Genomic DNA, 14924 nt, shown 5'->3' with positions numbered 1-14924 from the left:
TCTTACTAGCTGTTTTTACATTTCCAACCGAATCGGATTGGAAAGCCCTTCCGTCAATGTACCAGATAATTCAATCTCTATTATATTTTCCTCAACCCAAGTGATGGACTCAATCGGGTAATTATAATGTAGTACATCCGATGATAGATCAGGATTGGACAATTTAACTACTTCTTCATCTTTTAAATGAACAGCGAGTAAATGACTCCTAGTTCCACTATTTGTTTCGCGATTAAATTGAACAATGACGTATTCTTCTTCTGGAGACAAGGTATAATCCTCATATTTAGCTAGGTCTGTAAGTGGCACCATAGCTGTGTTATCTCCGTATTCCTTAATTAAAATATAGGAGCACTTTTGGGTAGTATTTTGACAAGCGTATTCCATCATAATTAATTTGAAATCTTCCGAGTTATGAATGGTTTGTCCACGAAAGCCTTCAATCGTTTGATTAACATTGGTGGAGCTTGATAAATAATGTGCTAGAAATGGAATTTCACTTAAGGTGATTGTATAACTTTCACCATCTACTGGAAACGTAACTTCATTAGGGAGCTCAATTCGAACTTCCTCCTCTTCCGGGCTAAGTACTGGTATTGCTACTTCATCTGCTACTTTATCTGAGCATCCAACTAGCAGAAATAAGATGCTACATAAGATTAAAAACTGCTTCAACACTATCCACCTCGTTTAAATAACTTTTAAAAAATACTCTTATTCCATTTTAAACTAAAAATTCATATATAAAAATGAATAATTGAGAGGAAGAACAAAAAAATAATCGATGACACCTATATGTTTCCAAATTCATATTTTATTAATAAGGCAGGTGATAACATGAATAAGCTTCTCATTCTTAATTTAACGTTGCTACTATTTCTCTCTGCTGCTGTAACGCTCTATACGCTTGATGTCATTAATGATTCACTTGTTGCCTTATTCGTTGTACCAATATCCGTATATTTCCTTATATTAAAAGAAAGAGCAGTTGTAAAACCGTCGAATCAATTAAAGAAGGAGTATAGAGGAAAAAGATTAACGTAAAGCCCCGGTAATAGATGAGAAAGCCGCTTCTTATTGAGAAGCGGCTTTCTTTGTTTTTGGTGCAGTTGTTTTTCGCTTTGTCGTCTTTTTAGTAGTTCCTTTTTTGGAGCGGTCCAACGATGCTTGCAATGCAGCCATTAAATCGGTAACATTATCCGGCATTGGCTTATCCTTTGCAGTTGTAACTTGTTCATTATTTTTCTTTTCTTCTATTAAATCAAGCAATGCCGTACGATATTCATCTGTATATTTTTCAGGATCAAATTCTGTCGTGAGTTGATCAATTAACATTTTTGCCGTTTCCAGTTCTTTTTCTCCTAAAGCTTCTTCCGCAGGTACATTCGGTACATTTTCAACAGCTCGTACTTCATCAGGAAAATGAATGGTTTCCATCACTAACGTATTGTTATACACACGTACAATCGCCAATTGTTCTTTGGACCGAATGATAATTTTGGCAACACCTATTTTACCAGTATCTTGAAGTGATTTGCGTAGTAATGCATAAGCTTTACTGCCACCATCATTAGGCGACATATAATAGGTCTTCTCAAAATAGATTGGGTCAATTTCTTCTAGTTTTACAAAATCAATAATCTCAACAGACTTGTCTTCCTGCTCCTTTTTCAGCTTCTCTAGCTCATCATCATCTAACACTACAAATTTATTCTTTGCATATTCATATGCTTTCACTATATCCTCATTATCAATTTCTTTCTCACATACAGGACAAACTTTTTCGTATTGAATAGGTGATTGACATTCTTTATGAAGCTGTCTTAGTTTTATATCCTTATTTTCTGTTGCAGCATGTAATTTTATCGGAATGTTGACTAAACCGAAACTTATAGTGCCTTTCCACATTGTATGCATACCAATCACTCCTTTTTGTCCCTTATCTTCTCCGTTTCTACTTCTAAATATTTAATAGAACCATTGATAAATTGTCACAATAACAGTAACGAAAGGGGGAAACGCAATGAAAAAGCCAATGTTACCAAAACTTTCTAGTAATGTTCCGAATAGTACGGAATGGATGTTCGAGGTTAAGTATGATGGTTTTCGTGCTTTTCTAAAGTGGACAACAACAAGTATCCAATTAATCTCTAGGAATGGTAATGATTTAACAGGAAACTTTCCGGAAATCATTTCCTTCTGTGAACAATATGCTAAGGAGTTACAAGATCTTTTACCATTAAAATTAGACGGTGAAATAGTGATTTTAAACACACCTCTACAAGCTAATTTTCGTTTATTACAACAACGAGGCCGATTTAAGCAACAAGAAAAAATAAAGGAATTCGCATCCAAACGCAATGCCACATTTCTATGTTTTGATCTATTGAAAATTCGGGGAACAAACGTGGAAACTAAACCGTTTATGGAAAGAAAGGAAATGATAAAAAACGTATTCACAAGAGCGGGCTGGCCCACCACACCACAGCCTATGGAACCAATTGGTATGGTTTCAGCTACCAAAAGCTTTCAGGAGCTTTGGAATAAGCTTCAGGTTGAATTTGGTGAAGGGATTATAGCAAAACGCAAGGATAATAAATATGAAGCGGGGAAACGAGTAGACCATTGGTTGAAAATAAAAAATTGGAAAAAGATTACTGGTGTCATTACAGGCTACGACCCTAGTAACGGATATTTTACAGTTTCCGTTGTTGCGGATGGTCGGTATACGGAAATTGGGGTAGTGAAAAACGGATTTCAAGATAATGAATTAGAAACACTTAAAAGCTTAATTTACGAGAAAGGTACGAAGCTACAGAATGGAAGTTATGCTATTCCACCAGGTATTTGCATCGAGGTATACTGTTTACAAGTAGATGAAGGTCAATTTCGAGAGCCCATGTTCTCCAAATTTCGTTTTGACCTTCAGCCTGAGGAATGTACGAAAGAGAAGGTAGAAGTCGATTTAGCAATGCTTCCAGAACAAGTCGAGATAACGAACCCTGAAAAGCCATTATGGCCAGATGTTTCTTACTCCAAAATGGATTTGATTTTACATTTACGGAAATTGGCTCCCTATATGCTACCTAGAATTCGTGATAAAAAGCTTACTCTCATACGGTATCCGCACGGTGTAGGGGATCAATCTTTTTATCAAAAGCATCGAGCAGAGCATACGCCTGATTTTGTTGATGGTATTGTAGAAAATGGGGAAGAGTTCATTCTTTGTAATACGCTAGAAGGACTAATTTGGATAGGGAATCAAGGCACATTGGAATTCCATATCCCTTTCCAAAAAGCCAGTTCACCCTATCCTGATGAAATTGTGTTTGATTTAGACCCGCCATCTAGAGAGGAATTTTATTTAGCTATACAAGCAGCGAAAATAGTAAAAGAGATGTGTGACTTTTTACAAATCCATTCCTTTGTAAAAACTTCAGGTAATAAAGGATTGCAAATTCATATACCCATTCGAGAAGGAAGTTTAACCTATGAGGAGAGCCGTGTTTTTACAGAAGCTGTTGCGAAAATGCTAGTAAACCATCATCCGGAACTTTTCACAATTGAACGGTTAAAGAAAAAAAGAGGAAACCGTTTGTATGTAGATTTTGTCCAACACGCAGAGGGTAAGACAATTATTGCGCCTTACTCTCCACGGGCAACGAAAGAAGGAACTGTTGCAACTCCTTTATTTTGGGAGGAGGTCACGGATGATCTAACCCCCACTTTATTTACGATAAAAAATGTAGCGGATCGTGTTTTGACGAAAGGCTGTCCTTGGATTACGTTTGAAAATCGAAAGGAACATCAAGATGTGTCTAAATTAAAAAATTTAATTCAAGGTACAAATGAGATTCGATAGAAGATAAATGTAAAAGTTTTTCGAAAAAACAATAATTGCCTCATTCTATTTCCATTTATTTCTGTTATAATAAAAATACTTTTAATAAAGGAGCGTGATGTTTTATGAGTATTGTTGTTAGGAATAGAAACCTCAAATCATTTAATCGTCAGTATTTAAAGGGGGACACATTAGTATAGAAGACTCTATTCTTTGTCCTCCTAAATCTAGGGAGGAATGAATCGAATGTATTCATTAGAACAATTAGGTTTTCATGCGTTTTTTTCAGAACAAGCTTCGGAGAGTGAGTTAAAGGTTGGACGTGTATCTTTCTCAGCTAACGAGCGATATAAAATTCTTTGTCCAGAGGGAGAATTTCAGGCATCCATTTTAGGGAAAGTACGGTATTTAGCTGAAAGCAGCCGGGATTTACCTTCTGTGGGTGATTGGGTTTTATATCAACGACTTGAGGGAGACCAACAAGCAGTTATTCATAAAATTTTGGATCGTAAAAGTATATTATCAAGAAAAGTTGCTGGACAACAGCAAAAAGAGCAATTATTAGGGACGAATATTGATGTTGTCCTACTTGTAAATGCGCTAAATAATGATTTTAACTTAAGAAGAATGGAGCGCTATTTATATGTGGTATATGAAAGTGGCGCAACCCCTGTTTTTGTTCTGACGAAAAAAGATCTATGTGAAGACGTGGAAAATAAATTTCTAAGTGTAGAGCGAATTGCTCCAGGTGTCCCTGTCGTTGCTGTAGATTCTATTAGTGGAGAAGGCTATGACAAGTTGATTCCGCTTATAAAGGGTGGTAACACGTATTCCCTTCTTGGTTCATCTGGAGTTGGAAAATCTACTGTCCTTAATCAATTGTTTGGAGAAGAGCTTCAAAAAACGAATGATGTACGGGTAGGAGATCATAAGGGGAAGCATACAACTACACATCGTGAGTTATTTGTATTACCAGAGGGTGGCATCATCATTGACACACCTGGAATGCGTGAGCTCCAACTATGGGGAAATGAAGAAACAGTTAATCATGCTTTTGAGGAAATTGATGCATTATCGAAAGCCTGTCAATTTACCGATTGTAAGCATGAAACAGAACCGAACTGTGCTGTTAAAGCAGCAATAGAAAATGGTGAGCTAGATCTGGAGCGATTACAAAATTATCGAAAATTTGGTAGAGAAGTAAGACGACACGAATTAAAAGAAAAATATGGAACGAATCGAGCAAATAAAATACAATATAAAGAGTTTAAGAAAAGAAATTCTTTATAATAAATAAGGTTCTCCTCTACTGGGGAGCCTTATTACACGTTCATGGAGGACAGCAGTAATGATATTGAGACAAGGATTAAAAGAAGACTTACCACAAATCTTGGAAATTATGAATTACTATATTGAACACACTACGATTATTTTTGACAAACAACGAAAAACACTATCGGATATGGACGGATGGTTTGAAAAATTTATACATGATTATCCGCTGATTGTTGCAATGAAGGATAATCAGCTATTGGGATATGCTTATTTATCCGCTTATCGCCCTAAAATAGCCTATAAACAGACGGTGGAGCTTTCTATCTATGTTTCCCCAGACTCCCACAATAGAGGGATAGGGAAAGAATTAATGCTTGCAATGATAGAAGAAGGCAGGAGGAGAAAGTATCATACGATTCTTTCTTTCATTACTTCAGAAAATGAGGAAAGCATTCGCTTTCATGAAAAGTTTGATTTCAAAGAGGTAGGTAAGCTAAAGGAAGTTGGTAATAAAAACAACCGTTGGTTAGATGTAAGTATCTATCAGTTGCTCTTAGCCTAAAGACAAGCGATATATTTTGCCGAAGCGTGACTAGCACTCATCATCAATTAACGAAGCGAGAGCTGTATAAGATACCAATAAATATGTTGGATCAAATACAGCTCTCTGATTTATATAAACTAAGACATAAATAGACTTACGAAAAGTTAATAGAGACACCTCTACTGTTTTAGTTCACTAGCAACCTCACTTAAAGAATCTTGAATATGCTCCTCTAAAGGAAGTGTTATAACAAAGCAAGTTCCTTTATTAACCTCGCTTTCTACACTCACTCTACCTCCAAAGGATTGAATAATATTAAAAGTAACCATTAACCCAAGTCCAGTTCCTTTATCCCCTTTTGTTGAGAAATAAGGCTGTCCTAGTTTTTGAACCTGATCTTTCGTTAAGCCAACCCCTGTGTCACAGATGGAGAGCTTTATTTTGTTATTTTCAATAGAAGATTGAATCATCATCTCGCCACCATTTGGCATTGCTTCAATTCCATTTTTTATAATGTTTATTAATGCTTGGACAAATTGCTGAATATTACCCTTCGTATATAGTGATTCCAACTGAGTAGAAATGTTTACTTTATTCTTTTTGGCTAATGGTGTAAGAATAGATATCGTTTTCTCAAGCTCTGCTTTGGTATCAAATAGTATAATGTCATCGTTTTGGGGCTTCGCGAGAGTTAAATAATCGTGAATAATATGCTCTGCTCGCTCAAGCTCACTAAAAATTGTCTTGTAATAGCTTCTTCTTTTCTCGTCAAATTCTTTTACAAATAAAATTTGAAGAAATCCTTTTATTGTTGTTAACGGGTTGCGGATTTCATGTGCAATGCTTGCCGCCAAATGTGAAACAGTCACGGATTTTTCAAAATGCGTAATTTGTTCCTTTAGGAGAGTATGCTTATGTATTAATTCCGTTAAGTAGATTAGGATTACAGAACCTATTGTAAAAGTTGCTGCATTTACAATCCACTGATTAAGCGATAAGTAAGGGAGATGGGTAATTAAATAAATAATTCCGGTTAGCAAAGGGGTTATATGTAGTAATGCAATAGTAAGCACGACCTTAATCGATGTTCTCGAGTTTAAAAACTTACGTGATAAAAGACTGGCGAATGCAACAAGAATTATCGTAGTGAAAAAAGTTATAATAATGCCAATTCCACCAAAAAAGAGACGATAGGTTACAAGCACAACAAATAAACCAATACCCACACGGTAGCCGCCATATAAGGTTCCTAAAATTAACGGAACATAACGTAAATCGTAAAGGTAATGATCGTTAATTGGAAAGGCAAACGTCATACACAAAATAATGGATATAGATGAAGCGACAAAAATGGAAAGCTTATATTGTATTTTTTTATTATCGATTAAAAAATTTTGGACAATCGGAATAGATAATTGACCAAGAAAAATAATTAATACATTTACTAATATCCCCTGAACCTCAACTTCCAAAGTGAAACCCCTCTCTTTAAAAACTCCCCCAATATATAGTTTTCGTCATTTTTCCATTTTTTCCTACTAGATTTTTCAAAAAATTTCAATTTAAAAGTATAGTTTTTAAAAATCCATCTATAGTCGGATACGAATTCGGTCCAAATAAAGTGTGAAAAAGAAATAAATTTTAGGATAATGTTATTGGAAAGACAATTTGGGGTATATAACAAGTAAAGTTATTAACCTCTCCTTAAAATGACTTTTCCCTTATTACCATAGCTTGCTAACCACAGGCTATGGTATTTTTTTATGCGCATAAAATTCCTTTACTTACGGAAACTGATAGGGTAGGTATTGTAAATTTAGGTTAGGAGTGTAGAAATGGGAAAGCAGAAATGGGCTTTATTTGCTTTAGCTTCTATCCCTCTTTTAATGACATTGGCGAATTCTATGTTTATCCCTGTTTTACCCGTTATTGAAGATAAAATTGATATAAGTCCTTTTCAGTCAAGTATGATCATTACAGTTTACTCTGTAGTGGCAATACCCTTAATTCCCTTAGCAGGTTATCTATCAGACAAGTTTGGTAGAAAAAAAGTAATCATTCCAAGTTTAATTATTACAGCAATAGGTGGGGGTGTTGCTGCCGCTGCTGCCTGGCTAATGGAGAATCCATATATGATTATTTTACTTGGGCGCTTTTTACAGGGAGTAGGAGCATCAGGAGCTTTTCCTGTCGTCATACCTACCGTAGGAGATATGTTTAAAGATGAAGAGGAAGTGACACACGGTTTAGGGATTATTGAAACGTCCAATACGTTCGGTAAGGTTTTAAGTCCTATATTAGGATCTGTTTTTGCTTTCATCATATGGTATGCTCCATTTTTTGCAGTTCCAGTTCTGTCTCTTATTGCAACGATTTTAATTGTTTTTTTAGTGAAACCACCACAGAAAAAAGATAAACAAGAAACATCATTTAAGCAATTTTTACAAACGATTAAAAAAGTGTTTCAAACGAACGGAAAATGGTTAATTGCCATTTTTATCATTGGTGGATTAATTATGTATATTCTATTTGGATTTTTATTTTTCTTGTCTGAAGTATTAGAGGATAAATACGATATTAAAGGTATTTACAAAGGATTTGTCCTGGCAATCCCTTTACTTATTTTATGTTCGGCATCTTATTTAACAGGGAAGAAAGTAGGGGAGCATAAAGTATTAATGAAGTGGCTGATTTTGATTGGAAATAGCATTGCTATGGTTTCGTTATTTTTTGTGAAAGAAGAGATGACCATCTTTCTATTAATTCTACTTTTGTCCTTAACAGGGCTAGGTATTGGTGTGTCGTTGCCTTGTCTTGATTCTCTTATTACAGAAGGAGTTGAAAAGGATGTTCGCGGAACGATAACATCCTTATACAGTAGCATGCGATTTGTAGGTGTTGCAGCAGGCCCTCCAATCACTGCGATGATGATGAAAGGCTACGCTTCTTATTTGTTTTTCGTACTTTCCGGTTTGTGTTTGATTTCTGTTTTGTTATCCTTTTTCTTTATTAAGCCAGATGCAGTAAATGCGAATAAATCACCATTAAAAAAAGGGACTATATCGTAGTCCCTTTTGAATTGTAATCGCTATTTTTCTTCTTCATCGTTGAGCGTAATCCTGTTTCTGTTCCCTTAACAATACGGATGAAGTTCTCTTTATGCTTTAGTAAAAATATAAGAACAAGAAGTCCGGCAATACTCACCTTCGCGATATCAAATTGTGGATACCACGTAAAAATAAGAAAGGATGCATTCAATGCGAGTGCACCAATAACGATGTAGTTTGTAACAATAGTTAAAACAACAAATAAGATCAGCGTAATTAAAGCAATTTTCCAATTTATTACTAGGAAAAGTCCAATTAACGAGGCGGTACCTTTACCACCATTAAACTTCATAAAAAAAGGAAAAATATGTCCAACTATGACAGCCCCACCACTTACATAATAAAGGAACTGTAAATCGTTTGCTTCGACGGAATGTTGAAACAATAACCATATTAACAATATGGATAATACAGGTTTTATAATATCGATAAGCGCTACAATGATTCCATATTTCCAGCCGAGCACAACCGTTATATTCGATGCACCCGCATTTTTACTACCATGCTCTTTAATATTTATCTTCTTCCATTTACTAATAAAATAGGATGGATGAATACATCCGAGTAAATAGCCAATGATGAGGCTTATGATAATATATGTCATTGTAACCTCCTTACTTTTATACGTAATCGATAAAAAATTACTGCCTATTATTACTTTAATGGATTTAGGTACATTTTCAACATTTTTTTAATAAAATACTTTTTCTGTTTTGTTTATTAATTTTTAGAAAGGGGACGTGCTCTAACAAAGAGAGAGAAGTAAAAAATAATGGATATTATACTAGTTTTTCACCTAAAGAAACTAGAAAAATAAGCCGAAAATGGAAAATAGGCTTCCGTTTTCGACTTGTGGAAAATTGATTATTATTAATAAATCTTTGTAATCTCTGTAGATGGATAATAAAACGCAATAATCTCTTTGTAATCCTTCCCGGCATTCGCCATTTCACTTGCTCCCCATTGACTCATACCAACTCCATGACCATAGCCTTTTCCTTTAATAATATACCTATCTTTTTCTTCTTGTACCGATTCGATTAAGTAACTTTTAAATTGGGTACCACCAATCATTGGACGTATTTTTTTTAATGGTTCATCTTTTAAAGAAATCTGATCAAAAAAAATCATATCGCCAAAAGAACGATGGATAAATGTTACAGCAATGGAGCCCGTTACTTTTCGCTTGCCTTCCGTTTGCTCCTTATTAATTTCAAATTCATCAATTGATACAATTTGGGCGGAAATGTATCCTTGGTTTGTTAAATACTGACGAATGGAGTTCGCAATGTCATCGTTTTTTTCCGTGACTGTTAACCAATGAAAAGGAGCACCATAAATTAGTTGACTCTTGGAAATTTGTACTTTGTTTAATTCGATTTTCCATGGCTGCTCTGGATCATAAGGATCTTCTTTGATGGGGAAGTAAGGCTTATCTTGTCCACCCCATACATTAGTGTTAGATTCTGTAATTCCTCCATTACTTGCTGAATAAAAAGCATTAATTGGCTTATTGCGATACGTTATAATTTCACCCTCTGTTTCCTCTACTGCCTTGTTTGTATTTTCGTAAGGTGTATAACCACCATAAACTTGAAACCGTATCGTATCATCCATTTCTGCTTTGCTATTTGAATGGATATACGCATATGTTCGGGCAGCCAAGGTTTGGGCTTTCAATGCATTTAGATGCCAGGACGGAAATACTTCATTCGGAACTACTCCCTTTAAATAATCTTCTAATGGCAGTTGATTATAGGGCCTAATATGGTGTTTGTCTTCAACTGTAAAAGTCATCGCTCCCATATAGGGCTGATCATTTATATAAATTAAATGCTCCTCATCAATAGCGGATGGAATTAAGATAAAGTCTCCGTGTAGTTTAAAAACTTCCTTTGCATCCGATATATATAGCTTTCCCTTTTTTACAAATAAAGTATAGTTCACCCCTTCTTTCAACGAAAAAGTTGGACTTAACGTTTGATAGCTACCCTTTATTTGTAGTTGGAGTTCATCCGTGTCCTTTAAATAATTCTTCAATTTGACTGTTATCATCTTTTCATCGGGTTCTTCAGCATGTATAACAGATGACATACATGCAACTAGGAAAAAGAGAAGTATCATTATGTTTTTCATACCCTTAGGTTGAAATAGAATAGAGGAAGTTATGCTGCCTTTTTTAGGTAAGGAAATTATAGGATAGAGGTTCTAAAATTAGACAACCATTAATATTGTTGTAGAAAGCAGGACATGGCTATGACAAATAATAAAGGGTGAGACGATGTTTGACTTTTTACCAGCAAGTAATGGTATTTCCAATTTCATTATTGTTGCAACGTTTATCTTGTTATTAATTGTAACGATTCGCGTAATCATGCAAAATATAGCGATTCATAATCAGTTAAAAAAGGATCTTGATTTATCTTACCAATCGTTAGAGAGTAGTCCGTTTTGGAAGGATTTAAAACAGAAATATGATTTGGAAAACCAGAATGAAAACAACCATATTGATGTGCAAGCATTTGTAGAATCCTATATGACCAATTATTCCTTAAAGCACAATTCCACAAGCCTGCTATCAAGCATTAATCGTATACAATCGACTGGTTCGACCGTAATTTTAATTGGGGTATTAGGTACTTTTGTCGGTCTTATTAGTGCATTGTACGGCTTAGATATAAACGGAAATGCATTTCAAAATTCGATTCAAAATGTATTGGATGGTATATATACAGCCTTTCTCACGAGTGTATTCGGTATCGTTTCCTCCTTACTTATTAATTATGTTCATAGAAGTTGGGATGCTAAGCATTTAATGCTTCAGCTAACCTTACGTGCAGAAAACCTTTTGCAGGCCTATGCAAAGCATACGTGGGAGAGTCGTATGGTTGATTCCTTAACAAGAGTGCAAACAGCTATTGAAGACATGCATAGTAGCTTAAAGGAACTCGACCATTTCTCAGACACAATGGAGCATGCCAGTGAAAATATGAATGCATATAATGAAAAGTTTGCAGAAAGTGCAACCCTACTGCATCGTACCTTTGATAATATGGAAACAGTAGGTGAGAACTTTAATAATCGTATGGATCAATTAAATGGCCACTTTGATCATTTGGTAGGGGAAGTGCAAAAACAAGAACATGCACTTTCTTCAATAGATAATGGAATTCGTCAGTTAACTGGCGATGTTTCCAGCTTTGTAGAAGGTACAAGTAAACATGTGGAGCAGCTAACGAAAGAGAATAAAGAATCAAATGAGAAACTAAAGGAATCCTTTTCGAATATGTCCTCGTTCTATTCCAATAATAATAGACAGCTTGAGCGGATTGTAGAATCTGTATCACAGATAGAGCGTAAAAACCAAGAATATATGCTAAATATTACGAAAGCATCCGATGCCATAAGAGAAGTTCTAACAGATCGAACTTTTGATCAATTGCTAACAGTTACGCAGAAGTTTACAGATAATGTGATGCTGTTAGAGAGCCACTTTTTAAGATTACAAGACCAAAATGATCGACTTGATAAAGAACGGAATGAGTTTGTTAATTTTTATCGGGGTCAAAAAGAGGAATTATCTCGTGTACGTGATGAAATAAATAAATTCGCATCACATAACGAAGGAATTAGAAGACAATTCGATGAAATAAAATATGTGTTTGAACAGGCGGAACGATCCAATCGGGAACTAATGCAAGCGTCCTATGAGTTATCGAGAGAAGTACAGGATTCCATAAAACAATCCAATGGTGAACAAGCAAAACAGTTAAAACAAGTGGTATATGAATTTACAAATCATTTGAATGAAGCATTTCGCAATTTAGACTCGATATTAGGTAAAAATTTATCCAATAGTATTAATCAGTTTGAGCAGTATGTTTCTAGTACAAATCAAGCTCTGGAGCGCCAATTTCAAGCCGTCAACCAATTTGTACAAAATAATGTAAACTCCAACAACTCTCTCAATCGTGATGTCATTAACACCGTGGATAATTTGCGGGGTCAAATCAACCAATGGGACCAAAAAATGCAATCGATACGAACTAGACCACAAAGGGAGTATAGTGAGTGATGAATTCAAAATACGATCGAATATATAAAACAAATACAAAGGAAGGGAATTTTTGGCCAGCCTTTACTGATATTCTTACTACCATTTTATTAGTCATCTTACTCATCTTAATTACTCTAATGTTTAGTAAGCAGCAAGAGCTGGAAGGTAAGGAAGCAGAAATTCAGGAGCAACAAGAAATGATCGATGCTTTAGTAGGATATGAACAAGGTGTGATTCAAGATTTATCTCGTGCATTTCAAGAGCAAGGGGTTCAAGTAGAGGTAGATCCAGAATCAGGTGCTATCAAGTTCGACAGTGACCTACTATTTGATTACGATAAAGCAGAATTAAAAGAAGAATTTAAGGCACAGTTAAAGCAAATTATCCCGGTATACAGCTCTGTTCTTTTAAGTGAAGAAAATCGAGGGGCGATCGAATCGATTTTAATTGAAGGACATACAGATTCTGATGGTTCTTATATGTACAACTTAGAGCTATCCCAGGATAGAGCCTTTAGCATTGTAAGTTATATATTAAGTGATGAATTTGGGGACTTCCCAAACAAAGAGATTTTACGTGAAAAAGTTTCTGCAATCGGAAAATCGGAAAGCACTCCAGTCCTAGTAGAAGGCCAAGAGGATATGAATAAATCACGAAGGGTCGAGTTAAAGTTCCGTCTCGCAATGTCGGATGAAATGGATAAAATTTTAAGCGAAATAAATTAAAAAGCCAGAAGGAAAATAGCCTGTGATTCCACAGGCTATTTTTGTCTTGAAATTTTATTTTAATAAATGATTATTATAATTAATAAAATTGCTTGATTCTGGTAAAATGATTGATAATATAGTAATTAAAAATAAAAGTTGTGAAAATTGGAAATAATAGTATGAAATTCTAACAGAAGATTGGTAGGGATGATATGAGTTTAACGAAGACGAAATGGTTTCGTACTTTAATCGGAATCGCTCTAGTATTATTAATTATATATTTAATGAATGAAGTACAGTTTATTTTTACTCCCTTAGTGATATTTGCTCAAACGCTATTTACTCCCTTTTTACTGGCGGGTGTTCTATTTTACTTGTTTCGACCAATCATTAGTTTACTAGAAAAAGTGAAAGTACCGAGAAAATTAGGTATTTTATTATTGTATTTAATGTTTATTGGTCTTTTCATAGGCTTTATTATGTTAATCGGACCTATTATCCAAAGACAGTTTGTTAATTTGGTTGAAAATGTTCCAGAAATGATTAAAGTCATTAAACAAGGAATTGCATATTGGGAGTCAAACCAACAGGCTATACCTGATTTCGTAAAAGAAGGGGTAGACTACGCTGGGAAATGGCTACAGGATAATATCCTTTCCGCAAGCTCTATGATTGGTTCCTTTATCGGATCCTTTATCGGAGGCTTAGTAGGCTTTATCGTATCACTTGCCATTGTTCCTTTTATATTATTTTACATGTTAAGTGATCGCGATAAATTTGCGCCGAACGTAACAAAGTTTTTCCCTAAGTCCAAAACAAACGAAATTAAAGCAGTTCTTAGTGATATGGATAAAGCAATTGGTAGCTATATTCAGGGGCAGCTTATTGTTAGCTCGTTTATTGGTGTCGTACTACTAATAGGATATTTAATTATAGGTTTAGATTATTCATTACTACTAGCACTATTTGGAATGGTTACAAATGTTATTCCCTTTATTGGACCATTTTTAGCAGTTATCCCTGCTATTATCGTAGCGTTGTTTCAAGATCCAATTATGATTATTTATGTAAGTATTATCATGCTCATTGCACAGCAGGCAGAGAGTAATTTAATTTCGCCAACTGTAATGGGGCGTGCCTTAAATATTCATCCACTTACTATTATTTTGCTTATCCTAGTAGGGGGGAACTTAGCTGGATTATTAGGGATGATTTTAATTATTCCTACATATGCTGTTGGAAAAGTGTTTGTTAAACATAGTTATCAACTCTTCTCTATTCGTAAAGAAGTGAAAGATAAATAATGTAAATATTCAAACGTTAGAGGGCCTTTTTAAGGTCCTTTTTTTCTTTGTTTTAAAAGAAATATAGTGGAAATGTGATAGGCTAGCAT

13 protein-coding genes are annotated in these 14924 nt (G+C 34.9%); 8 read left to right on the top strand and 5 right to left on the bottom strand.

Annotated features, from left to right (window positions below):
• Positions 1–15: 15 nt before the first annotated feature.
• On the bottom strand, positions 16–675 hold the full coding sequence (locus C1A05_RS07330) for a hypothetical protein (protein WP_102027553.1): 660 nt from the start codon (positions 673–675) through the stop codon (positions 16–18).
• A gap of 162 nt (positions 676–837) precedes the next feature.
• On the opposite strand from C1A05_RS07330, the gene C1A05_RS07325 reads away from it, so the two are divergent.
• Positions 838–1044, top strand: coding sequence for a hypothetical protein (locus tag C1A05_RS07325; protein WP_145997296.1), 207 nt, complete (start codon positions 838–840; stop codon positions 1042–1044).
• A 30-nt stretch (positions 1045–1074) separates the two neighbouring features.
• On the opposite strand, the gene ku is transcribed toward C1A05_RS07325, so the two are convergent.
• Positions 1075–1917, bottom strand: coding sequence for a non-homologous end joining protein Ku (gene ku / locus C1A05_RS07320; RefSeq protein ID WP_102027551.1), 843 nt, complete (start codon positions 1915–1917; stop codon positions 1075–1077).
• A gap of 106 nt (positions 1918–2023) precedes the next feature.
• On the opposite strand from ku, the gene C1A05_RS07315 reads away from it, so the two are divergent.
• The 3 genes from C1A05_RS07315 (at position 2024) to C1A05_RS07305 (ending at position 5678) form a co-directional block, all read left to right on the top strand.
• Positions 2024–3862 carry a DNA ligase D gene (locus tag C1A05_RS07315; protein ID WP_102027550.1) on the top strand — a complete coding sequence of 613 codons (1839 nt, stop codon included), beginning with the start codon at positions 2024–2026 and terminating at the stop codon, positions 3860–3862.
• Between the two features lie 225 nt (positions 3863–4087).
• A complete protein-coding gene (gene rsgA / locus C1A05_RS07310) occupies positions 4088–5131 on the top strand; it encodes a ribosome small subunit-dependent GTPase A (RefSeq protein WP_102027549.1) in 1044 nt (347 codons plus the stop codon).
• A 58-nt stretch (positions 5132–5189) separates the two neighbouring features.
• Complete coding sequence (locus tag C1A05_RS07305; RefSeq protein ID WP_102027548.1) at positions 5190–5678, top strand: GNAT family N-acetyltransferase; 489 nt, start codon at positions 5190–5192, stop codon at positions 5676–5678.
• Positions 5679–5839: 161 nt separating this feature from the next.
• Here C1A05_RS07305 and C1A05_RS07300 read toward each other — a convergent pair whose 3' ends face one another.
• Positions 5840–7132, bottom strand: a complete 1293-nt coding sequence (locus tag C1A05_RS07300) for an ATP-binding protein (RefSeq protein ID WP_102027547.1) — start codon at positions 7130–7132, stop codon at positions 5840–5842.
• 363 nt (positions 7133–7495) lie between these two features.
• Between C1A05_RS07300 and C1A05_RS07295 the strand changes: the two genes are divergently transcribed.
• Positions 7496–8728 carry an MFS transporter gene (locus tag C1A05_RS07295; RefSeq protein WP_102027546.1) on the top strand — a complete coding sequence of 411 codons (1233 nt, stop codon included), beginning with the start codon at positions 7496–7498 and terminating at the stop codon, positions 8726–8728.
• Here the strand turns inward: C1A05_RS07295 and C1A05_RS07290 are convergent.
• Entirely contained in the window at positions 8718–9371 is a 654-nt protein-coding gene (locus C1A05_RS07290) for a glycerol-3-phosphate acyltransferase (RefSeq protein WP_102027545.1), read from the bottom strand. The genes C1A05_RS07295 and C1A05_RS07290 overlap by 11 nt on opposite strands.
• Positions 9372–9637: 266 nt before the next feature.
• Positions 9638–10861 carry a SpoIID/LytB domain-containing protein gene (locus tag C1A05_RS07285; RefSeq protein ID WP_234998394.1) on the bottom strand — a complete coding sequence of 408 codons (1224 nt, stop codon included), beginning with the start codon at positions 10859–10861 and terminating at the stop codon, positions 9638–9640.
• Between the two features lie 187 nt (positions 10862–11048).
• On the opposite strand from C1A05_RS07285, the gene C1A05_RS07280 reads away from it, so the two are divergent.
• From C1A05_RS07280 to C1A05_RS07270, 3 genes are all read left to right on the top strand, one after another.
• Positions 11049–12842 (top strand): MotA/TolQ/ExbB proton channel family protein, encoded by a 1794-nt coding sequence (locus tag C1A05_RS07280; RefSeq protein ID WP_102027543.1) that lies wholly within the window; start codon positions 11049–11051, stop codon positions 12840–12842.
• A complete protein-coding gene (locus C1A05_RS07275) occupies positions 12842–13549 on the top strand; it encodes an OmpA family protein (protein WP_102027542.1) in 708 nt (235 codons plus the stop codon). Before C1A05_RS07280 ends, C1A05_RS07275 begins: the two co-directional genes overlap by 1 nt.
• Positions 13550–13743: 194 nt before the next feature.
• Complete coding sequence (locus C1A05_RS07270) at positions 13744–14835, top strand: AI-2E family transporter (protein WP_102027541.1); 1092 nt, start codon at positions 13744–13746, stop codon at positions 14833–14835.
• Positions 14836–14924: the final 89 nt, after the last annotated feature.

The sequence above is a fragment of the Salirhabdus sp. Marseille-P4669 genome (assembly GCF_900240405.1).
GTDB lineage: Bacteria > Bacillota > Bacilli > Bacillales > Alkalibacillaceae > OEQK01.
This window is presented reverse-complemented; position numbering and strand designations above follow the sequence as displayed.